Source organism: Streptomyces sp. AC555_RSS877, from assembly GCF_019049245.1.
Lineage (GTDB): Bacteria > Actinomycetota > Actinomycetes > Streptomycetales > Streptomycetaceae > Streptomyces.
Window position 1 is genome coordinate 450,989 of record NZ_JAGMUK010000040.1, and the last position, 20,979, is coordinate 471,967.

The 20,979-nt window shown below is 71.8% G+C and carries 17 protein-coding genes; 9 read left to right on the plus strand and 8 right to left on the minus strand.

The window, feature by feature from the left end:
* The first annotated feature begins 127 nt into the window (after positions 1-127).
* Positions 128-784: a TetR/AcrR family transcriptional regulator gene (locus KUM49_RS19415; RefSeq protein WP_217238115.1), complete on the plus strand. Its 657-nt coding sequence runs from the start codon at positions 128-130 to the stop codon at positions 782-784.
* A gap of 31 nt (positions 785-815) precedes the next feature.
* On the opposite strand, the gene KUM49_RS19420 is transcribed toward KUM49_RS19415, so the two are convergent.
* From KUM49_RS19420 to KUM49_RS19450, 7 genes are all read right to left on the minus strand, one after another.
* Positions 816-1,526, minus strand: coding sequence for an SDR family NAD(P)-dependent oxidoreductase (locus KUM49_RS19420; RefSeq protein WP_217238116.1), 711 nt, complete (start codon positions 1,524-1,526; stop codon positions 816-818).
* Between the two features lie 47 nt (positions 1,527-1,573).
* Positions 1,574-2,728 (minus strand): thiolase family protein, encoded by a 1,155-nt coding sequence (locus KUM49_RS19425; RefSeq protein ID WP_217238117.1) that lies wholly within the window; start codon positions 2,726-2,728, stop codon positions 1,574-1,576.
* Positions 2,725-3,150, minus strand: coding sequence for an OB-fold domain-containing protein (locus KUM49_RS19430; protein ID WP_217238118.1), 426 nt, complete (start codon positions 3,148-3,150; stop codon positions 2,725-2,727). The genes KUM49_RS19425 and KUM49_RS19430 overlap by 4 nt, the downstream gene beginning before the upstream one ends.
* A 92-nt stretch (positions 3,151-3,242) precedes the next feature.
* The gene (locus KUM49_RS19435; RefSeq protein ID WP_217238119.1) at positions 3,243-4,373 is read right to left on the minus strand and encodes an acyl-CoA dehydrogenase family protein; all 1,131 of its coding nucleotides are present in this window, start codon (positions 4,371-4,373) and stop codon (positions 3,243-3,245) included.
* Complete coding sequence (locus tag KUM49_RS19440) at positions 4,370-6,976, minus strand: putative PEP-binding protein (protein WP_217238120.1); 2,607 nt, start codon at positions 6,974-6,976, stop codon at positions 4,370-4,372. The genes KUM49_RS19435 and KUM49_RS19440 overlap by 4 nt, the downstream gene beginning before the upstream one ends.
* Positions 6,973-7,605, minus strand: coding sequence for a hypothetical protein (locus KUM49_RS19445; protein WP_217238121.1), 633 nt, complete (start codon positions 7,603-7,605; stop codon positions 6,973-6,975). Before KUM49_RS19445 ends, KUM49_RS19440 begins: the two co-directional genes overlap by 4 nt.
* 147 nt (positions 7,606-7,752) lie before the next feature.
* Entirely contained in the window at positions 7,753-8,577 is an 825-nt protein-coding gene (locus KUM49_RS19450; protein WP_217238122.1) for an enoyl-CoA hydratase/isomerase family protein, read from the minus strand.
* 216 nt (positions 8,578-8,793) lie between these two features.
* On the opposite strand from KUM49_RS19450, the gene KUM49_RS19455 reads away from it, so the two are divergent.
* From KUM49_RS19455 to KUM49_RS19490, 8 genes are all read left to right on the plus strand, one after another.
* Complete coding sequence (locus KUM49_RS19455; protein ID WP_217238260.1) at positions 8,794-10,014, plus strand: acyl-CoA dehydrogenase family protein; 1,221 nt, start codon at positions 8,794-8,796, stop codon at positions 10,012-10,014.
* A 170-nt stretch (positions 10,015-10,184) separates the two neighbouring features.
* Positions 10,185-13,430, plus strand: a complete 3,246-nt coding sequence (gene icmF, locus KUM49_RS19460; RefSeq protein WP_217238123.1) for a fused isobutyryl-CoA mutase/GTPase IcmF — start codon at positions 10,185-10,187, stop codon at positions 13,428-13,430.
* A gap of 95 nt (positions 13,431-13,525) precedes the next feature.
* Positions 13,526-14,401, plus strand: a complete 876-nt coding sequence (locus KUM49_RS19465; RefSeq protein ID WP_217238124.1) for a 3-hydroxybutyryl-CoA dehydrogenase — start codon at positions 13,526-13,528, stop codon at positions 14,399-14,401.
* A gap of 80 nt (positions 14,402-14,481) precedes the next feature.
* The gene (locus tag KUM49_RS19470) at positions 14,482-14,943 is read left to right on the plus strand and encodes an ATP-binding protein (RefSeq protein ID WP_308406664.1); all 462 of its coding nucleotides are present in this window, start codon (positions 14,482-14,484) and stop codon (positions 14,941-14,943) included.
* A gap of 359 nt (positions 14,944-15,302) precedes the next feature.
* Entirely contained in the window at positions 15,303-16,505 is a 1,203-nt protein-coding gene (locus KUM49_RS19475) for a polysaccharide pyruvyl transferase family protein (RefSeq protein ID WP_217238126.1), read from the plus strand.
* Between the two features lie 58 nt (positions 16,506-16,563).
* The gene (locus KUM49_RS19480) at positions 16,564-18,006 is read left to right on the plus strand and encodes an FAD-dependent oxidoreductase (RefSeq protein ID WP_217238127.1); all 1,443 of its coding nucleotides are present in this window, start codon (positions 16,564-16,566) and stop codon (positions 18,004-18,006) included.
* Positions 18,007-18,128: 122 nt separating this feature from the next.
* Positions 18,129-18,602 carry a carboxymuconolactone decarboxylase family protein gene (locus tag KUM49_RS19485; RefSeq protein ID WP_217238128.1) on the plus strand — a complete coding sequence of 158 codons (474 nt, stop codon included), beginning with the start codon at positions 18,129-18,131 and terminating at the stop codon, positions 18,600-18,602.
* 151 nt (positions 18,603-18,753) lie between these two features.
* Positions 18,754-19,677: an RNA polymerase sigma-70 factor gene (locus tag KUM49_RS19490; protein ID WP_217238129.1), complete on the plus strand. Its 924-nt coding sequence runs from the start codon at positions 18,754-18,756 to the stop codon at positions 19,675-19,677.
* Positions 19,678-19,758: 81 nt separating this feature from the next.
* Here the strand turns inward: KUM49_RS19490 and KUM49_RS19495 are convergent, their stop codons facing one another.
* A complete protein-coding gene (locus KUM49_RS19495; RefSeq protein WP_217238130.1) occupies positions 19,759-20,949 on the minus strand; it encodes an MFS transporter in 1,191 nt (396 codons plus the stop codon).
* Positions 20,950-20,979 lie beyond the last annotated feature (30 nt).

The window sequence follows — 20,979 nt, forward strand, 5'->3', positions numbered from 1 at the left end:
GCCGTGACCTTGGTACTCCAGAGCCACGCGGTAGCAGGGTTTACGGGCTCGACCTGCGGGAGTAACTGGATAGCATGGTCAGTACACCGGGGCTCACAGGCACCGGTCGCGGCAACCGCCAGGGAGCATGATGGCCACCACGAACGGCAAGCAGCCCGCCCACCGTCCCTCACGACGTCAGCACATCATCAGCGCCGCCGTCCGGGTGTTCGGCCGCAACGGCTTCGCGGAGACCAGTGTGCAGGACATCGCGGACGAGGCACAGGTGGTGCCCACGGCCGTCTACTACCACTTCGCGGGCAAGGAGGAGCTGCTCGAACTCGCCATGCGGCGGGTCTTCGACCAGCTGAACACCGTAGTGGAGACGGCCCGTCCGGACACCGAGCCGGGAGACGCCGAGGGCCTGATCCGCACCATCGACGCCGTGTGGGACTGGGTGGAGAAGAACCCGGACGAGGCCCGGCTCTACCAGGTCCAGATCGCCTCCGCCAACGGCACCATCAAGCTGTTGCGCGACGAGTTCGAGCAGCGGCACATCCAGCGTGCGTACGACTATCTGCCCGAGAGCACCGCCCGAAGTCCTCGGGCGGCCAAGGCGCGGCACGCCTCGCAGGCGCTCGCGGTCCGCACGTTCATCAGTACGACCATCCTCGTGACCGCGCTGCGCGCCGAGGGCGGGCCGCTGTCCCGGATGCCGTCCGGGTCCGTCCAGGAGGCGGTCAGGTCGCTGGCACTGCGCATCGTCGCGGCCGACCAGAAGACCGAGTCGGCGGCCACGGCCTGACGCGAGCGGGCAGGGCCGGCGTCCCCCTGGTTCACCAGGGCAGTGGCCTGCGTTCCGCGAACAGCCCGCCCGTCGTCCCGTCGCCCTCCGGCAGCGTCGCCAGCCAGACGGGCGTGTCCGCGCCCTCCTCCGGCCCGCGCGGGGCGGCCGGGCCGCCCATGCCGCTGCGGGTCCAGCCGGGGTCGGCCGCGTTGACCAGGACGCCCGTGCCGGCCAACTCGCCCGCGAGCATCCGGGTCAGGGCGTTGAGCGCGGTCTTGGAGACGCGGTAGGCCGGGCGCCGGCCGGAGTCCATCAGCGCCAGCGAGCCGTACGAGCTGGTGAGGTTGACCACCCGCCCGTAGCCGGCCCGCACCATGCCCGGGACGACCGCCTCGGCCATGCGCCAGGCACCCACGAGGTTGATGTCCAGCGTGGCGCGCAGGACGTCCTCGTCGAGGTACGGCGGCCGCAGGTCGCCGTCCAGGGACACCCCGGCGTTGTTCACCAGTACGTCGATTCCGCCCCCGCCGCCGACCAGTTCCCCGGCCTCGCGCACCGCTTCGCTCACACTCCGCGCGGAACCCACGTCCAGGGCGAGCGGCAGCGCCGCAGGGCCGATGGACCGGCACACCTCCTCGGCGGCCTCCCGTTTCCGGGCCCCGACCAGGACCCGCAGCCCCCGGCCCGCGAGCTGTCGGCAGATCTCCGCGCCGATCCCCCGCGCACCACCGGTGACCAGGGCGGTTCTGTTCTCGCTCATGGCGGTTCTCCTCGGTTCTCCGTCTGCCGGCACGGGAGGTGCGCCGTTCAGACCGTCAGTACCGCGCACGCGCTGATCCCGGGCGCCCCGTACACATGGGTGAAGCCCACTCGGGGACCGCCCGGCACCTGGACTCCCGGAGCGCGGCCCTGCAACTGCCGTACGACCTCATGGAACTGGCGCAGCCCCGAGGCGCCGACGGGTTCGCCGCCCGCCAGGCACCCGCCGTCGGTGTTGACCGGGATCCGACCCGTGGGGTCGGTGTCTCCGGCGGCCAGCAGTCGCTCCTGCTCGCCGTGTCCGCACAGCCCGGTCTCCGCCAGGTGGATCAACTCCGAGCCGCTGTCGGTGTCCTGCAACTGGGCCACCTGCACATCGGCGGGCCGCAGACCGGCCCCCTGGAACACCGCCTGGGCCGCGTCGACGCTGGGGCTGCGGTGCGGTCCCGGCGGAAGCCAGGGCGAGAACACCTCGAACGAGCCGAACCGCCTGGTCCGGAAGGCCAACGAGGCCAGCTTCACCGGCCGTTCGCACAGGTCGAACGCGCGGTCGCCGCGGGCCAGCACCAGCGCGGCAGCGCCCTGACCCGGGGAGCAGAACATGTACTGGGTGAGCGGCGGGCTCACCTCGGCGGAGTGGAGGATCTCCTCCTCCGTGAGCTCCTTGCGCCGCCAGGCCAGGGGATGGCGGGAGCCGTTGCGGAAGGCACGCGCGGCCACCATCGCCAGCGCCCGCTCCGGAATTCCGTGCTCGTGCAGGTAGCGCTGCGTCTTCAGGGCGAAGAACTGGGTCGTCAGCATCATCCCGGTCTCCGCGTACCAGTCCGGGAGACCGTAACGGGCCGCCGACACATGGAACGCGCCCCGCTCGTGCTTGTCGAAGCCCACGGCCAGCCCCAGCGACGCCTCGCCCGCCCGCAGCGCGTTGGCCACCGCGAGCACCGTCGAGGCGCCGGTCGCGCAGCCGTTCTGCACGTTGACGAACGGCACACCGGTCAGCCCCAGTCGGCCCACCAGCGTGTCGGGTTTGCCGGACACGTCGGAGCCGCCCGCCGCGTAGCCGATGTCCTCCCAGGCGACACCGGCGTCGGCCAGCGCCTCCCGTACCGCCCGTACCGCCATGTCCATCCCGGTGACGGACTCGTCGCGGCCGAAGGGGTGCATTCCGCATCCGACCACGTAGATGTCGTCGTCCCGGCTCATCGCTGTCCTCCCGACCGCACATCCGGACAGAACGCGAACGTCAGCACGTCGGTCCCGTCCTCGTCCTGATACGCGGGCACCGTGGTGAGCCGGACCGGGAGCCCGATCCGTACCTCCGGGCGGGACACCTCCAGCCGCGCCTCGACCAGCACCTCACCGAGGTCCACATAGCCGACGTGATACGGCTCGTGGCCACCGGCCGGCTGCCGGTACGGCGGCTTGGGCGGGAACGCCTGCAGCGTCCACGACCACACGCGGCCCCTTGTCGGCAGGGGGTGCGCGGACATGGTCCCGTCCGAGCACCTGGGGCAGGAGTACTGCCGGGGAAAGACGACGGTGCCGCATCCGGAGCAGCGCGCCCCCACGAGGCGCGGGGGATCGGCGCCGTCGAAGAGACCTTCGCCGATGAGTCTGGTGGTCACGCTGACGTCCTGTCCTCTTGTCGCCAACGGGCAACGGCTACGGGCAACGGCTACGGGCAACGGGCTACGGGCATCCGGCTACTGGTTGCGGGCTACCAGCCCAGCAGTCCGGCGAGCCGTTCCCGGTGGTGCGCGGCACCGCCCAGCAGTACGGCGTCGGACTGCGCGCGCCGGAAGTACAGGTGCGCGTCGTGCTCCCAGGTGAAGCCCATGCCGCCGTGCAGCTGGACGCATTCCGCCGCGACGAAGGTGAACGCCTCGCCGCACCAGGCCTGAGCCACCGCGGCGGCCTCCGCGAGCGCTTCCGGGGACGACCCGGCCGCACGGACCGCCCGGACCACCGAAGACCGTGCGGACTCCACCTGGAGCAGCATGTCAGCGCAGGTGTGCTTGACCGCCTGGAAGCTGCCGAGCGCCCGGCCGAACTGGGTACGGTCCCGCACATGCGCCACGGTCATGTCCAACGCCGCCTGCGCACCGCCGAGTTGCTCGGCGGCCAGCGCCACCAGGGCGGTGTCCAGGGCGCGGGTGACGACCTCCGTCCCCTCGCCCCCGGCGGTCAGTGCACGAGCCCGGGCACCGGTGAAGGTGACCACCGCCTGGCCGCGGCTGAGGTCCAGGGTGGGCACCCGGCGGACGGTCACGCCCGGCTCGCGCGGGTCGACGAGGAACAGGTCCACGCCGTCGGGACCGGCGGCCGCGACCACCAGAACCTCGGCGTCGGCCCCGGACAGGACGAACGGCGCGGTGCCGTCCAGCACCGCGACGCCGCCCCGCCAGGTGACCCCCACCGGTACGGCGCCCGGCCGCCAGACGCCGTCGGGCGCGACCACCGCGAGTGCGTGCTCGCGGCCTTCGGCCAGTTCCGTCAGCGGCTGTGCGGCGGTGCCGCAGCCGGCCAGCACCTGCCCGGCCAGCACGGTGGAGGACAGCAGGGGCACCGGCGCCAGGGTCCTGCCGAGTTCCTCGCAGACCACGGCGATCTCCGCGAGGCCGCCGATGCCTCCGACGTCCTCCGGCAGGCCGAGGGCCGCGAGGCCGACCTGCCGCCCGAGGGTGTCCCACAGGTCGGCGTGGGTGCCGGGGGAGTGCTCGTCGAGCGAGCGCACCGCCGCGATGCCGCCCGCGTCCGCGCACACCGACCGTACGGTCTCGCGCAGGTCCTCCAGTTCGGACTCGGAGGTCTCGGTCACTTCGCCGGCGGGGCCGGTCACTGTGGTCATGTCGCTGTCCTGTTCCGCTCGCTCCCACGCCCGCGCAGCACGCTGTGCGCCGCCGCCATGCGGGCGACCGGCACGCGGTGCGCGGAGCAGGAGACGTAGTCCAGTCCCAGGTCGTCGCAGAACGCGATCGACTCGGGGTCCCCGCCGTGCTCACCGCACACGCCGAGCTTGATGTCCGGTCGCACCCGCCTCGCCCGCTCCACGGCCAGGGCGATCAGCGCGCCGACCCCGTGCGGGTCGAGCCGGGCGAACGGGCTCGCGGTGAGGAACCCGCGCTCCTGGTACGAGGCGAGCACCTGGCGTTCCACGTCGTCCCGGGAGAAGCCGTAGGTGAGCTGGGTGAGGTCGTTCGTGCCGAAGGAGAAGAACTCGGCGTGCTCGGCGAGTTCGGCGGCCATGAGGGCGGCCCGCGGAGTCTCGATCATCGTGCCCAACCGGTACGGCACCTCGATGCCGGTACGGGCGGCCACCGTCGCGGCGGCGTCACGGACGAAGGCGGCCGCCGCCTCCAGCTCCTCGGGCATGCTGACCAGCGGGATCATCACCTCCAGCTGGGGCCGGACGCCGGTCGCGGCGACATCGGCCCAGGCGGAGAAGAGCGCTTCGGCCTGCGCCGGGTACAGCCGCTCGTGCAGCAGCGCCAGACGTACGCCGCGCAGCCCGAGCATGGGGTTGGCCTCCCGCAGTGACGCGGCGCGCTGCTCCGCCGCCGTGTCACCGGCGGCCTCGGCCTCGCCGGGAGCGGGCAGGAACTCGTGCAGCGGCGCGTCCAGCAGGCGCACGGTGACCGGGCGGTCGCCGACCGCGGCAAGCAGCGCCTTGAAGTCCTCGTGCTGCGCGTGCTCCAGGGCGAGCAGCGCCTCGTCGCGGGCCTCCGGGTCGGCGGCCAGGATGACACTGCGGATCAGCGGCAGCCGCTCGCCGAGGAACTGGTGCTCCGTACGGCACAGGCCCACACCCTCCGCGCCGAGGGCGACGGCGGTGTTCACCTCCGCCGCGGTGTCGGCGTTGACCCGTACTCCGAGCCGCCGTACGTCGTCGGCCCACTCCAGCAGGGTGGACAGTTCCGGCGGCGGTCCGGCGACGCTGACGCTCAGCGTTCCGGCGTAGACGGCGCCGGTGCGGCCGTCGAGGGACACCGGGTCGCCCTCGCGCAGAAGCCGGTCCCCGATCCGTACCGTGCCCGCCGTCCGGTCGACCCGCAGGCCCTCGGCACCGCACACCGCCGGTGTGCCGGCGCCCCGTGCCACCACGGCCGCGTGCGAGGCGATGCCTCCGCTGCCGGTCAGCACCGCGGTGGCGGCCAGCATGCCGGGGACGTCGGCCGGTGAGGTCTCGTGCATCACCAGGACGGCCCGGGTGCCTTCGGCGGCCAGCTCCAGGGCGCGTTCGCTGGAGAGCGCGACGACACCGGTCGCGGCGCCCGGGGACGCGGGCAGGCCGCGGACCAGAAGGTCTTCGTCGCCGGTCAGCTTCAGCTGCGGGTGCAGCAGTTCCTGCACCTGCGCGGGAGAGATCCGCCGTACCGCGTCCTCTTTCTCCAGCGCCCCGTCCCGGGCCAGGTCCGCGGCGAGGCACACCGAGGCGCGCAGCGGCGGACGGCTCTGCACGGAGGCCGCGAGCAGGGAGATCTCGCCGTCACGCACCTCGAAGTCCACGGACACCGGTGCGTGCAGATGGCGCTCGAGGGTGAGCAGCGAATGTTCGAGGAGGGTGGTGCCCGCCGTCAGCTTCTTGAGTGGTTCGCCGGTGTGCGGGGGCGGTGCGCTGCGCCGTACGCCCCGGAAGAACAGTCCTTCGGCCGCGAAACGGCCGGTCTCGGGGTGGCGGCTGACCGCCGTGCCGTAGCCGGAGCGGTCCGAGGGGCCGATGCGCAGCGCCTGTACGTGCAGGGCGATGCCCAGGTCGGCCGGGAGCTTCTGGGCCCTGCGCGACCTTCGGGCGCGCGGTGAGTCCCAGCGGGCGAGGACCGCCCGGGCGGCCAGGGCGAGCTGCTCGGCCGGGTCGTCGGGGAAGGGCCGCTCGGCGTGCCGTGCGACCAGGGACAGCAGTGCCTCGACCCGGTCGCGGGGCTCGGGGGCGTCGAGGAGGGCGTCGTCCAGCACGGCGGCGGGGATGTCGAGGGCGTACTCCGCGATCATCCGGACCGTGGCGGCCCACGCCTCGTACAGTCCCTCCGCGCGGCCGATGACGGCGCACAGGTCCCCGGCGTTGCCCGGGGTGGCGCCGAGGCAGGCGAGGTCGGGCGGAAGCCCGGCGACCTCGCCGGGCGCGCTCGCCGACAGCCGCAGCAGCAGCGGCCGGGCGGCGTCGCCGACCCGGCGTCCCGACAGCTGCTCGACGAGTTCGACGGCCGCCCGCGCGGTGCCGGGCTCGCCCAACGTCTGCGCGGAGCCCGCGGGCACGGTCAGCCCCGGGACCACCGGCAGCCCGAGGGCCACCAGCCGGTCCATCGCGAGGCCGTGCGCGCCCAGCCCATCGGCGTCCAGTCCCCGGATCCGTCCCTGGCCGTACGGCACCAGGGTGAGGCCGGGGACCTGCGTCGGCTGGGGGTGGGCCTGCGGCTGGGCGACAGTGCCCGCGGGTCGGTCGGTGACGCTCAACCTCGGCTCCTTCGAACCAGCTTTTCCTCGAGGGCCTCGTCGTCGGCCCGGCTGATCCCGAGGACCAGCAGCAGTTCCTGGTGCAGCCGCATCCACACGGTGTGGTACGAGTCGCACAGCGGGGAGGCCAGCCACTGGGCGCCGCCGTCGTCGAACCGGTCGAGCGCCTCCTCCAGGCCGGTGAAGTACCGGCCGCTGCCCGCGAGCAGCCGTTCCAGCCTGCGCAGCACCGGCTGGATGGCCTCGTGCACGTCCTCCAGCATCTCGCGCACCTCGGCGTCGTAGACGCTGTCGGTGTGGTCGTTGACGCTGCCGTCCGGGCGGCACTGCCAGGCCGTGCAGACCTCGCGCACCTTCCGGTTGACCGGCAGGAACGCCTCGTAGACCGCGTTGATCTGGTCCTGGAGCTCGGAGCCCGCCGGGATGCGCAGCATCTTGGCCGCGGAGGTCTTGGCGTACTCGGTGGGCAGGACCATCGGGCCCTTCACCATGGCGAGCCCGGCGTCGACCAGGGGGCGGTACCGGTCCTCCGGCACACCGCGCCACATGCCGCGCAGGACGAGGTCGATAACGGCGTCGGTGAGGGACTTGTCGAGCGTGTCTGTCCGCTCCGCGGCAGCAGAATGCATCTCCACACCTTCTTGTGGGGCGCGGGCTCAAGCCGCGCGGCGACAGTTGCCGGGTCGCAGGGACTGCGATGGGTGGGACGTCGCAGGGAACCGCGATCTGTGTTGCCCGGAGGTTACGCCCGAGCGGCCCTGTTAGTGAAGAGGTACTCAAGAAACACTTTGCGAGTTCTCCGGTGCCGACAGCGGGGAAGGTGCCCTGCCGCGAGACCGGGCGGCCAGGAACGACTCCATCGCGCCCTGGGCCTGCGCGCCGCCCGCCAGAGTGGCGATCGAGCGGGCCTCCTCGGCGAGCTGCTTCTCCAGCGGCGCCTCGGCGCCCGCCCGCAGCAACGCCTTCGCGGCCCGCAGTGCGGCACCGGAGCCGGCGGCCAGTTCGGCGGCGGCCCGGTACGCCGTGTCGTCCAGCTCGGCATCCTCCACGACCCGGGACACCAGCCCCCACCGCTCGGCGTCCTCGCCGGTCAGGACCCGGTTGGTGAGGATCAGGTCCGCGGCCCGCCGCGGGCCCAGCAGCCGCTGGAGGATCCACGAGGCGCCGCAGTCCGGGGTGAGCCCGATCGCCGTGTACGCCAGCCGGAAGCGCGCCGACCGGGACGCCACCACGAGATCGCCCGCCAGGGCCAGCCCGATTCCGCCGCCCGCGGCCGCGCCGCGCACGGCCGACACCACGGGTACGGGGAGCTCGTGCAAGGCCAGCACGGCCTCGTGCGCGGCGGAGGCGACCGCGTGCACATAAGAGGCGGTGTCCGCCCCTCGTCCGGCGAAGGCGCGCAGGTCACCGCCCACGCAGAAGTTCCCGCCCGCCGCCCGCAGCAGCACGGCGCCGCCCGGATCCGCGGCGATGTCGGCGGCCGCGTCGCGCAGGGCTTCCGCGGTCGGGAGATCCAGGGCGTTTCCACGGCCCGGGTCGTCCAGGAACAGCTCGACGACTCCGTCGGAGTGGCGGACGACCCGGACCGGCTGGGTGCTCATCGGAGGTTTCTCCTGTCGTGGAGAACTGCTGGGGAAGGGCGCTCACATACTGGGCCCGCTCTACAGTTTCGGCAATGGGGTGCTCTCCGTTCTCGTCGAGTGACCCATGCCGCACAGCATTCTTCGCTCACAAGGTGGGCGAGATACTTGACCCGTTGTACAGTTTCGGCGATGCGACGGGCACTGGCGCCCGTACGCCTGTCGGCCGGAGGAACCATGCCGATCCAGTTCGATGTCGATCCGTCAGTCGCCCGGCTCGCCGAGGCCACGGCCGAGTTCGTCCGCGAGGTGGTGATCCCGGCCGAGCGTGAGTGCGGCGGGTCCGTCCATGACGCACCGCAGGCCCTGCGGGAGACCCTGCAGAAAGGGGCCCGTGAGGCGGGTGTGTTCGCGCCGCACGTCCCGAAGCGGTGGGGCGGACACGGGCTCGACCTGCGCGGGCAGGCGGTGGTGTTCGAAGCCGCCGGGTACTCCGTGCTCGGCCCGCTGGCGCTGAACTGCGCGTCCCCGGACGAGGGCAACATGCACCTGCTCGAGAAGGTGGCCACCGAGGAGCAGCAGGCCCGCTATCTGCGCCCGCTGGCCGCCGGCGAGTACCGCTCGTGCTTCGCGATGACCGAACCGGCGCCGGGCGCCGGCTCCGATCCCCGCGCGCTGCGGACCACTGCGGTACGGGTCCCCGGCGGCTGGCGCATCGACGGGCGCAAGTGGTTCATCACCGGGGCCAGCGGCGCCGACTTCGCCATCGTGATGGCCCGCACCGACGGCAGCCCCGGCGGCTCGGGCGGCGCCACCATGTTCCTCGTCGACGCCGGCAACCCGGGCATGCGGATCGTCCGGAACATCCACACGCTGGACGAGAGCCTCTTCGCCGGGCACAGCGAGGTGGTGTTCGAGGAATGCGTGGTGGGCGAGGACCAGGTCCTCGGCCAGGTGCACCGGGGCTTCGAGAACGCGCAGGTCCGCCTCGGTCCCGCCCGGCTGACGCACTGCATGCGCTGGCTCGGCGCCGCGACCCGCGCCCGGGACGTCGCCCTGGAGCGCGCCGGGACCCGCGAGGCCTTCGGTTCACTGCTGGGGGATCTCGGCATGGTGCAGCAGATGGTGGCCGACTCCGAGATCGACATCGAGGCGAGCCGCGCGCTGATCCTGCGTACCGCCTGGGAGCTGGACAACGGCTCGGCGAGTGCCGCGCAGTTCTCCTCGGTGTCGAAGGTCTTCGTGGCGGAGGCGGTGGGCCGGATCGTCGACCGGGCGGTGCAGATCTGCGGCGCGCTGGGCATCTCGGCCGAGGACGCCCCGCTGGCGCGACTGATCCGGGAGGTGCGGCCGTTCCGGATCTATGACGGCCCGTCCGAGACCCATCGCTTCGCCATCGCGCGCCGTGCGGTGAAGCCGTACCGTCGGCCGCGTCCGGCCGGAACCGCCGGCTCCTGACGGAGCGTCAGTGGTCGGTCCCGCCCTTGTTTCTTGTCATTGACTACAGCCAGTCGATGAGAAAGCGGCCGAATTACTAGGACGTCCTAGTAATTTACTAGGACGTCCTAGTAATCTCAGCCCCCCACCCGTCGCCCGTCCCCACGGGCAGGCCGTCCGGAGAACACACCGTGAGCGATGGCACCAGCACACCGCAGCTCCACCAAGCGCAGCACCCGGTGCGCCTCGTCACCGCGTCCAGCCTCTTCGACGGCCACGACGCCTCGATCAACATCATGCGGCGCATCCTCCAGGCGCAGGGGGCCGAGGTCATCCACCTCGGCCACAACCGCTCGGTGGGCGAGGTCGTCGACGCCGCGCTGGAGGAGGACGTCCAGGGCGTGGCCGTCAGCTCCTACCAGGGCGGCCATGTCGAGTACTTCGAATACCTCGCCGAACTCCTCCGCGAACGCGGGGCCGGTCATGTGAAGGTCTTCGGCGGCGGGGGAGGGGTGATCGTCCCCGAGGAGATCCAGCGGCTCGCCGACGCCGGAGTGCGCATCTTCTCCCCGGAGGACGGGCAGCGCCTCGGCCTCACCGGCATGATCAACACCATCATCAGGGAGTGCGACTCGGCGCCCTGGCAGGATGCCCCCGCCCAGCTCACCGCCGTACTCGCCGGTGAACGCCCCGCACTCGCCCGGCTGCTCAGCGCCCTGCAGACGGCCACCGTCCCGGACGAGGACCTTGCCGCGCTCCGCCGCGCCGCGGCCGCCCGCTCCGTACCCGTCCTCGGCATCACCGGCACCGGCGGCGCGGGCAAGTCCTCCCTCACCGACGAACTCGTACGGCGGCTGCGCGTCGACCAGCAGGACAAGCTGCGCGTGGCCGTGCTCGCCGTCGACCCCACCCGGCGGCGCGGCGGCGGCGCCCTGCTCGGCGACCGGATCCGGATGAACAGCCTCGACGGCGAACGGGTCTTCTTCCGGTCCCTGGCCACCCGCGGCCACCACGAACTCCCCGAAGGCCTCACCGACTCCATCGCCGCCTGCAAGGCCGCCGGATACGACCTGGTGATCGTGGAAACCCCCGGCATCGGCCAGGGCGACGCCGCCATCGCCCCCTACTCCGACGTCTCGCTGTACGTCATGACACCCGAGTTCGGCGCCGCCTCCCAGCTCGAGAAGATCGACATGCTGGACTTCGCCGACGTCGTCGCCATCAACAAGTTCGAACGGCGCGGCGCGGCGGACGCGATGCGCGACGTGGGCCGCCAACTGGTGCGCAACCGCGAGGCGTTCGGCTCACGTCCCGAGGACATGCCGGTCTACGGCACCAGCGCCGCCACCTTCAACGACGACGGCGTCACCGCCCTGTACCAGCACCTCCTTGGACTGCTCACCGAACACGGCCTGCCGGCCGGCCCCGGCACCCTCCCGGTGTCCACCGTGCGGCACTCCAGCGGCGCTGCGCAGATCGTGCCCACCACCCGGGTGCGCTACCTCGCCGAGATCGCCGAGACCGTACGCGGCTACCACGCCGACACGGCCACGCAGGCCGACGCCGCCCGGCGCGTCCAGCGGCTGACCGCCGTACGGGACGAACTGGCCGCCGTCGAAGCACCCACCGCGGACGTCGAGAAACTGCTCGCCGACGCCGAGGACGGTCTCCACGCGTCAGCGCGGAACCTCCTGGCGGACTGGCCGGAGACGGTGCAGGCGTACTCGGGCGAGGAACTGGTCACCGTCACCCGCGGCCGCGAGCAGCGCACCGCACTGGTCCGTGAGTCGCTGTCCGGCAACCTCGTGCCCCGGGTCGCCCTGCCCCGATACGTGGACCACGGCGAACTGCTGCGCTTCCTGCGCGCGGAGAACCTGCCCGGCCGCTTCCCGTTCACCGCGGGCGTGTTCCCGTTCAAGCGCGAGGGCGAGGACCCGGCGCGGATGTTCGCCGGCGAGGGCGACCCCCAGCGCACCAACCGCCGCTTCCGCTATCTGTCCAAGGACAGCGAGGCCACCCGGCTGTCCACCGCCTTCGACTCCGTCACCCTCTACGGCCACGACCCCGCCCTGCGCCCCGACATCTACGGCAAGGTCGGCACCTCGGGCGTCTCCGTGGCCACCCTCGACGACATGAAGGCGCTCTACGAGGGCTTCGACCTCACGTCCCCCACCACCTCGGTCTCCATGACCATCAACGGCCCGGCGCCCACCGTCCTGGCCTTCTTCCTCAACACGGCCATCGACCAGCGGCTCGACGCCTTCACCGCCGAACACGGCCGCGAACCGACCGCCGAGGAGAGCCGGGAGATCCGGTCCTACGTCCTGCAGAACACCCGGGGCACGGTCCAGGCCGACATCCTCAAGGAGGACCAGGGCCAGAACACCTGCCTGTTCTCCACCGAGTTCAGCCTGCGGATGATGGCCGACATCCAGGAGTGGTTCATCGAGCAGGGAGTGCGCAACTTCTACTCGGTGTCCATCTCCGGCTACCACATCGCCGAGGCCGGCGCGAACCCCATCAGCCAGCTCGCCTTCACCCTCACCAACGGCTTCACCTACGTCGAGGCGTACCTCGCCCGCGGCATGTCCGTCGACGACTTCGCGCCCAACCTGTCCTTCTTCTTCTCCAACGGCATGGACCCCGAGTACACCGTGCTCGGCCGGGTCGCCCGCCGCATCTGGGCGGTCGCCATGCGCGAGAAGTACGGGGCCGGGGAGCGCAGCCAGAAACTCAAGTACCACGTCCAGACCTCGGGCCGCTCCCTGCACGCCCAGGAGATGGACTTCAACGACATCCGCACCACCCTGCAGGCACTCATCGCGATCTACGACAACTGCAACAGCCTGCACACCAACGCCTACGACGAGGCCGTCACCACCCCCACCGAGGACTCCGTCCGCCGGGCCCTCGCCATCCAGCTCATCATCAACCGCGAGTGGGGTCTGGCGATGAACGAGAACCCGCTCCAGGGCTCGTACATCATCGACGAACTCACCGACCTCGTCGAAGAGGCCGTACTGACCGAGTTCGAGCGGATCAGCGAGCGCGGCGGAGTCCTCGGTGCCATGGAGACCGGCTACCAGCGCGGCCGCATTCAGGACGAGTCGATGCTCTACGAGCAGCGCAAGCACGACGGCACGCTGCCGATCATCGGCGTCAACACCTTCCGCAAGCCCGGCGGTGACAGCGAGCACTCGGTGGTGGAACTGGCCCGCGCCACCGAGGCGGAGAAGCAGTCCCAGCTCGCCCGCGTCGAGGACTTCCGCGGACGTCATCGCGCCGAGGCGGAGGCCGCCCTCACCGAACTCAGGCGTGCCGCCACCAGCGGCGAGAACGCCTTCGCCGTACTGATGGACGCGGCCCGGGTCTGCTCACTCCAGCAGATCACCGAGGCGTTCTTCGAAGTGGGCGGCGAATACCGCCGCAACGTCTGAACCAGGCCTGTCCGCAAGCCGGTTCACTCTTCGTCTCTCTACGCCCCAAGCAGTCCCCAGCACTCGTCTCTTCGTCCCAAGCAAAGGCCACCCGCATGGAAACTGTCTCGCGTCTCGGTGTCGTCGGCTGCGGTCTCATGGGCTCCGGCATCGCCGAGGTCGCCGCCCTCAGCGGCAGCGGCATCGACGTACTGGTCGCCGAGTCGTCCGCGGAGGCCGCCGAGGCCGGCCGCCGACGCGTCGAGGCCTCGCTCGACCGCGGCCTGCGCCACGGCAAGATCTCCGAGGCGGCGCGGGACGGCGCACGCTCCCGCCTGACCTTCACGGACGACCTCAAGGCCATGGCCGACCGCCAGTTCGTGATCGAGGCCGTCGCCGAGAACCGCGACCTGAAGACCGGCGTCCTCAAAACCCTCGACCAGGTCGTCACCGACCCCGAAGCCATCCTGGCCACCAACACCTCGTCGATCCCCATAGTCGACCTGGCGGTGGCGACCCAGCGGCCCGCACATGTCCTGGGCATCCACTTCTTCAACCCCGTCCCCGTGCAGGCCCTGGTCGAGATCATCCCGGCCCTCACGACAAGTCCCGACACCCTGGCACGGGCCCGGGCCTTCGCCTCCGAAGCCCTCGGCAAGGAGGTCGTCGAGGCGACCGACCGCTCCGGCTTCGTGGTCAACGCACTCCTCGTGCCCTACCTCCTCGCCGCGGTACGCATGGTGGAGTCCGGCTCCGCGACCCCGGAGGACATCGACCGCGGCATGGAACTGGGCTGCGCCCACCCCATGGGCCCTCTGCGCCTGCTCGACCTCATCGGCCTCGACACCGCACAGGCGGTCGCGGAGTCGATGTACGAGGAGTTCAAGGAACCCCTGTACGCGCCTCCCGCGCTCCTGCGCCGCATGGTCGCCGCGGGACGCCTGGGCCGCAAGAGCGGCCACGGGTTCTACGACCACACCGCGCGACGGTGAGGACGATGGACGCAGGCGGGTAGACGGGTAGACGGCAAGGCCTGGGCGCGACGTGCCGCAGCCGAGGAGGGGTGAGCGCCGTGGCCGAAGTGGTGGTGCTGGTCGGGCTGCAGGCTTCGGGGAAGACCACGTTCTACGAGCGGTGCCTGAAGGGCCGGTTCGCCCTGGTGAGCAAGGACCTCTTCCCGCGGGGCGCCCGCCGGAAGCAGGACCGCCAGATGCGGCTGGTCGAGGAGGCCCTGGCCGCCGGGCTGTCCGTGGCCGTCGACAACACCAATCCCTCACCCGAGGACTGGCGGCCACTGGTGGACGCCGGGCACGCCCGCGGTGCCACCGTCACCGCGTACTGGTTCCCTCCCGACCTGGCGGAGTCCCTGCGTCGCAACGCCGCACGCATGGGGCGGGCCAGGGTCCCCGAGATCGGCGTCCTCGCCACGATGAAACGGTTGCGCCGGCCGTCTCGCGACGAGGGCTTCGACGCGGTGTTCGATGTTCGATGCGACGGGCGCGGAGGATTCGACGTCCGGCCGGCACAGAGGTGAGCCCCGTCGGACCGGCGACGGGGCACGCGACGGCGCGCAGCGCCCGCGCCCGCGGTGTGGGCCTGATCCGTGAGCGGGCACGGCGGGCCGGGAAGGGAAGCCGTTCGCCCACTCGCGGGCGCCCGAGAAGGGCGGGACGGTTGCCGGGCCGGACGCGCTGGACACCGTCGGATCCCGCTCCACCGCCCGCTCGGAGGGTTTGCCGTCCGGGTCCACGGCAACCCAGCCGGTAGAGCAGATGCGTCCGCCGCGGCGGCGACGTGCCCCGACCTCGCATACCGTCGGGACCGGTACCCGGTCCCTGACCTCTGGACCGACGTCCGTACCGTGACCGACTCCGACGCGACGGGAGCCCACAGATGACCCTCCCCCACGAGCATCTGCGCCCGATCACCGGCGCACCGGCCCCACGCATCGGCGTGCTCGGGTCCTACGGCGGCTTCAACATCGGCGACGAATCGATCCTGACCTGCGTCCTGAGCTCTCTGCGCACCCACCGCCCGGACGCCCGGCTGGTCGTCTTCAGCCGCGACGCCGAGCACACCCGTCTCCACCACAGCGGTGTCGACGAGGTCGTGAGCTGGGAGGGGGTCGCGCAGAGCCAGGTGATGGACGCGGTGTCGGGGCTGGACCTGCTGGTGCTCGGCGGCGGTGGGATCCTCTACGACGGCGAGGCGCGCCGGTACCTGCGGGTGGTCCGCGCGGCGCAGTCCCGCGGCGTGCGGACGTTCGCGTACGCCGTCGGCGCGGGGCCGCTGCGGGAGGCCGAGGACCGCGAGGCGGTGCGTGACGTGCTGCCGAAGATGGACGACCTCGTGGTGCGCGACGAGGAGTCCCGGCTGGTCCTGGAGGAGGTCGGGGTCGAGCGGGAGGTCACCGTCACCGCCGATCCGGCGCTGCTGCTGACCGCGGAGCCGTTCACCGACCGGATGATGCGGAACGAGGGCATCCCGACCGACACCCGCCTGGTGGGCATGTCGGTCCGGGAACCGGGCCGGGCGGCCGAGAAGCTCGACGAGGCCGACTATCACGCGCTGCTCGCCGACGTGGCGGACTTCCTGGTCCGGCGCCTGGACGCCCACGTGGTCTTCCTCCCGATGGAACGCCACGACGTGCGTCACGCGCACGCCGTGCTGTCCCACATGACCGCCCCGGAGCACGGGCGCATCCTCAACGGCACCTACAGCCCCGGGCAGGTCCTCGGCTTCATGCGCCATCTGGACCTGGCCGTCGGCATGCGCCTGCATTTCCTGATCTTCGCCGCCCTGTCGGGGCTGCCGTTCCTGCCGCTGCCCTACTCGGGCAAGGTCTTCGACTTCGCCCGCCGGATGGGCGCGCCGGCGCTGGTCGGGGTGGCGCGCGAGCAGGCCGGACTGCTGCTGGCGGAAGTGGACCGGCTGTGGGACGAGTACCCCCAGCGGCACGACGAGCTGCGTTCCCGCGTCGGCGAGCTGTGCGAGCTGGCCCGGGAGACCTCCGCCCGCTGTGGGGTTCTGCTCGACACCATCGACGATCTGGGCAGCTCCTACGGCCTCAGGACCGTCGAGAGCGCGAGGGCCTGACCGACCCGGGCCCGGCCGCCTCTGTCCGCATCGGGAAGGCCGCCGACGGGAGCACCGCATGCCGATCCTGGAAGAACCCCGAGAACACCGCACGGTCACGCTGCCGCCCCGGCACGCCCGGTACGCGGGCCGCACCGATGTCCTCGTGGTCGGCGGCGGCCCCGCCGGCTGTGGCGCCGCGCTCGCGGCGTCCGAGGCCGGCGCCGAGGTGGTGCTCGTCGAGCGTTACGGATTCCTGGGCGGCAACGCGACCGCGGCGCTCGTCATGCCGCTGATGTCCTTCCACAACGAGCACAAACAGGCCGTCTTCGGGGACGGGGACGCCACCCGGCTGCTGCCCACCGACCACGGCGAGGGCGAACCGGTCGTCGCCGGGGTGCTGTGGCGGCTGCTCGACCGGCTGTCCGAACGCGGCGGTTGCGTCCCGCCCTCCGTCGAGACCGGCTACACCGTGCCGTTCGATCCCGAGATCTTCAAACTGGTGCTGCTCGATCTGCTCGACGAGGCCGGAGTGCGGATGCTGTTCCACTCCTTCGCCTCCTCGGCGCTGCCGCTCGACGACGGCTGGCGGGTGGTGTTCGAGACCAAGTCGGGACCGGTGGCGATCGACGCCGGAGTGGTCGTGGACGGAACCGGCGACGGCGATGTCGCGGCCGCCTGCGGAGCCCCGTACGAGATCGGCCGCGACGAGGACCAACTCGTGCAGCCGATGACACTCATGTTCCGGGTGGCGGACTTCGTACGCCCGCGGTTCGCCGAGTACGTCCGCACACACCCCGACCAGTGGCGCGGCGTGCACGGCCTGTGGGACCTGATCCAGGAGGCCACCGCGGACGGTGAACTCCGGCTGCCGCGCGAGGACATGCTGTTCTTCGCCACCCCGCACCCCGGCGAGGTCAGCGTCAACACCACCCGTGTCACCAAGGCACTGGGGGTCAACGTGTGGGATCTGAGCCGTGCCGAGTTCGCGGCCCGCCGCCAACTCGCGCAGATCGACCACTTCCTGCGCACCCACGTCCCCGGCTTCGAGGAGTCGTACGTCGTGCAGAGCGGCTCCCACATCGGTGTCCGGGAGACCCGCCGCATCCTGGGCGACTACAAGCTCACCGGCGACGACATCCTGGCCGCCCGCCCCTTCCCGGACGTCGTCGCGCACGGCGCCTACCCGATCGACATCCACAATCCCGAGGGCACCGGCACCCTCCTCAAGCGCGTACCCGCCGGCCGCTTCTACGACATCCCGCTGCGCTGTCTCCTGCCACGGGAGACGGACCGGCTCCTGGTCGCCGGGCGCTGCATCTCGGGCACACACGTGGCGCACTCCTCCTACCGCGTGATGCCCATCGCCATGGCCACCGGTCAGGCGGCCGGCGTGTGCGCGGCCCTGGCGGTGCGCCAGGGCCGCCCCCCGCGCGAGGTGGCTCATCCCCTCGTCCAGGACGAGCTGCTGCGCCAGGGCGCCCGCCTGCGCACCGGGACCGCGCCCGCTCCGCACCGGTAGCGCGGAGCCACCGTCCCAGGCGTCTTAAAGGGGGAGACGTGGGTCACACGCGTCCGTGTCACAGGGCGTCGGGCTACCTCGTCTCAGGGGTGTAGCCACTGACGACCACGGAGGAGCACACGATGGACGCGCGACTGAACTTCTTCGCCAGCCCGACCGCCGGCAAGGTCCTCAAGTACTTCATGTCGGCGGGCCAGGCGCTCAAGGAACTGCCGCTGCCGGCCGCGACCCAGGAGCTGGTGGCGCTTCGCGTGAGTCAGATCAACGGCTGCGCCGTCTGCATCGACATGCACACCAAGGAGGCCGTCGCCGCCGGCGAGGACCCGGTGCGGCTGAACCTGGTGGCGGCCTGGCGGGAGGCCACGGTCTTCACCGAGGCCGAACGCGTCGCGCTGGAGCTGGCCGAGCAGGGGACCCGGGTCGCGGACGCGGCCGAGGGGGTGAGCGAGGACGTCTGGGCGCGTGCCGCCGAGCACTACGACGAGGAGCAGCTCACCGCCCTGGTGATCCTGGTCTCCTTCATGAACACGGCGAACCGGCTGAACATCATCACCCGGCAGCCGGCCGGCGACTACAAGGTCGGGCAGTTCCACTGAACGACCGTCGGCAACCGGCCCGGGCCCGACCGCGGGCTCCGGGCCTCCGGCCCCGGGGCCTTGCTCCGCGCCGCCGGCGGACCGGAGGATCACCAGAACATGCCCGCGACGGCGAGCACGCCGGGCGGGAGGACCGCAAGGGGGAGACGGCGTGAGCAAGGTCGAGGAATTCGAAGAGCTGCGGCCGCTGCTGTTCTCGATCGCCTACCGGATTCTGGGCAGCGTGAGTGAGGCCGAGGACGCGGTCCAGGAGACCTGGCTGCGCTTCGACGCCTCGGTGACCCGGCCGACATCGACCAAGGCATACCTTTCCGCCACGGTGACGCGGATCGCGATCGACGTACTGCGCTCCGCACGGGTGAGGCGGGAGGAGTACGTCGGGCCGTGGTTCCCCGAGCCGCTGCTCGCCGATCCCTATCAGGATCCGGCACGCTCGGCGGAACTGGCCGACTCGGTGTCGATGGCGGCGCTGCTCCTCCTGGAACGGCTCAGCCCGCTGGAGCGGTCGGTGTTCGTGCTGCGGGAGGTGTTCGGCTTCGGCTTCGACGAGATCGCCTCGGCGGTGGGGCGGTCGGAGGCGGCGTGCCGTCAACTGCTCGTCCGCGCCCGGCGGCACATGCAGGCCGGACGGCCACGGTTCGAAGCGAACCGTCAGGAACGGCAGGAGCTGGCCACCCGGTTCTTCGACGCCCTCCGCGAAGGCGATGTCACCGGCCTGCGGGACCTGCTCGCCGCCGACGTGTCGATCGTCGGGGACGGCGGCGGCAAGGCCCCGCAGCTGGCCAGGGCCGTCACCGGCGCCGAGAACGTGGCACGGCTGCTCGCCTCCGTCTTCCCCTGGATGGCCCGGATCGACGTGACCTTCGAGCCGCACGAGGTCAACGGCCAACCCGGAGCGATCTTCCGCGACCGGGACGGCAAGGTGCTCAACACCATGGTCCTCGACGTACTCGACGGGCAGATCCAGACCATCCGCTCGGTGATCAACCCCGACAAGCTCGGCCACCTCGGGCCGGTCGCCGACGCCTGGGCCCTCGACCGCGAACTGAAGCAGACCCGCGGACAGTCGAGGTGACCTCAGGACCCGGCGTGGGTCGGTGCGTTCACCGTCGGCTCCTGTCGGCCGCCCCGGGGGCGTCGCGCCCCCGAGGCGCGCTCACGTCCTCGCCGGCACCGGCCGCCGGAGCAGGTAAAGGGCCGCGATCGAGACCAGGACGGCCATACACGCGATGAACACCAGACCGGCGCCCTCCAGACCGATCGGACCCGTCAGTACCCCCACACCGATCACCGGCACCGAGATACCCGCGTAGGCCACGACGAACAGCGTCGAGATCACCGCCGCGCGCCGGTCCTCCGGAGACGCCTCGGCGACTGCGGACAACGCACCGCGAAACGCCAGCCCCTGTCCCGTCCCGCCGACGACCGCGCTCAGCACCACCAGCGGCAGCAGGTTCCACCACAGCGCACCGGCGAGCAGTGCCAGCCCCACGAAGAGCCCGGCGCAGCCCAGCGGCAGCGACCGCCGCACCCCGACTCGGCCGACGGCCAACTGCCCGGCGGTCGAGGAGAAGAAGGCCAGGGCGACGATCAGCCCGCCCACGGCATGGTTGTGCACGTTCAGGGACTGGGCAAGGAACGCCGGGCTCACTGACGTGAACACGCCGAACAACGCAAACCCCACGAAGGAGGCGGTCGCCGCCGGCCCGAACACCGCCCGCACCTCCGCGGGCAGGCCCGGCCTTTGCGGCCGTACGGTACTCAGTGGCCGCCGCTCCCGTACGGTCTCCGACAGCCGCAGCAGAACGGCGGCCGAGCAGGCCACCAGGGCCAGGTGTACGGCGAACGGCAGATGCAGCGGCCAGGCGGCGTACTGAGCGAGTGCTCCGGCGAGCAGTGGACCGCAGCCCAGCCCGCCCATGTTGGCGGCGGTCGCCACGAACGTGGCCCGGGAGGCGCCGCCGTACGGTGCCAACTCCATGACGTAGGCCGTGGCAGCCCCGGTGAACAGACCGGCCGACAGCCCCGACAGCAGCCGGCCCGCATAGAGCCAGCCCAGCCCTTCCGCGCACAGGAAACAGACGGCGCTCGCCGCCGCGAAACCCAGGCCCCACAGCAACACGGGCCGTCTGCCCAGGGCGTCCGAGGCGTTGCCCGCCAGCAGCAGCACGCCGATGACCCCGAAGGCGTACACGGCGTACACGATGGTCACCGTCAGCTCGGAGAACCCGAACTTCTCCTGGTACAGGCCGTAAAGCGGAGTCGGCAGCGTGGTGCCGGCCATGCACACGGCGAACACCGCCCCGCTGAGCAAACACTGGCGCCACCCTCGGCGATCACCGTCCATGCCGCCGACCGTAACCCCGCAGGCCACACC

Excerpts from the sequence above, each read along its gene's own strand:
- KUM49_RS19465 (WP_217238124.1), top strand. The coding sequence starts at position 13,526 with ATGGAAACTGTCTCGCGTCTCGGTGTCGTCGGCTGCGGTCTCATGGGC.
- KUM49_RS19485 (WP_217238128.1), top strand. The coding sequence starts at position 18,129 with ATGGACGCGCGACTGAACTTCTTCGCCAGCCCGACCGCCGGCAAGGTC.
- KUM49_RS19435 (WP_217238119.1), bottom strand. The coding sequence starts at position 4,373 with ATGACCACAGTGACCGGCCCCGCCGGCGAAGTGACCGAGACCTCCGAG.
- KUM49_RS19445 (WP_217238121.1), bottom strand. The coding sequence starts at position 7,605 with ATGCATTCTGCTGCCGCGGAGCGGACAGACACGCTCGACAAGTCCCTC.
- KUM49_RS19475 (WP_217238126.1), top strand. The coding sequence starts at position 15,303 with ATGACCCTCCCCCACGAGCATCTGCGCCCGATCACCGGCGCACCGGCC.
- KUM49_RS19450 (WP_217238122.1), bottom strand. The coding sequence starts at position 8,577 with ATGAGCACCCAGCCGGTCCGGGTCGTCCGCCACTCCGACGGAGTCGTC.
- KUM49_RS19420 (WP_217238116.1), bottom strand. The coding sequence starts at position 1,526 with ATGAGCGAGAACAGAACCGCCCTGGTCACCGGTGGTGCGCGGGGGATC.
- KUM49_RS19455 (WP_217238260.1), top strand. The coding sequence starts at position 8,794 with ATGCCGATCCAGTTCGATGTCGATCCGTCAGTCGCCCGGCTCGCCGAG.
- KUM49_RS19425 (WP_217238117.1), bottom strand. The coding sequence starts at position 2,728 with ATGAGCCGGGACGACGACATCTACGTGGTCGGATGCGGAATGCACCCC.
- KUM49_RS19415 (WP_217238115.1), top strand. The coding sequence starts at position 128 with ATGATGGCCACCACGAACGGCAAGCAGCCCGCCCACCGTCCCTCACGA.
- KUM49_RS19480 (WP_217238127.1), top strand. The coding sequence starts at position 16,564 with ATGCCGATCCTGGAAGAACCCCGAGAACACCGCACGGTCACGCTGCCG.
- KUM49_RS19495 (WP_217238130.1), bottom strand. The coding sequence starts at position 20,949 with ATGGACGGTGATCGCCGAGGGTGGCGCCAGTGTTTGCTCAGCGGGGCG.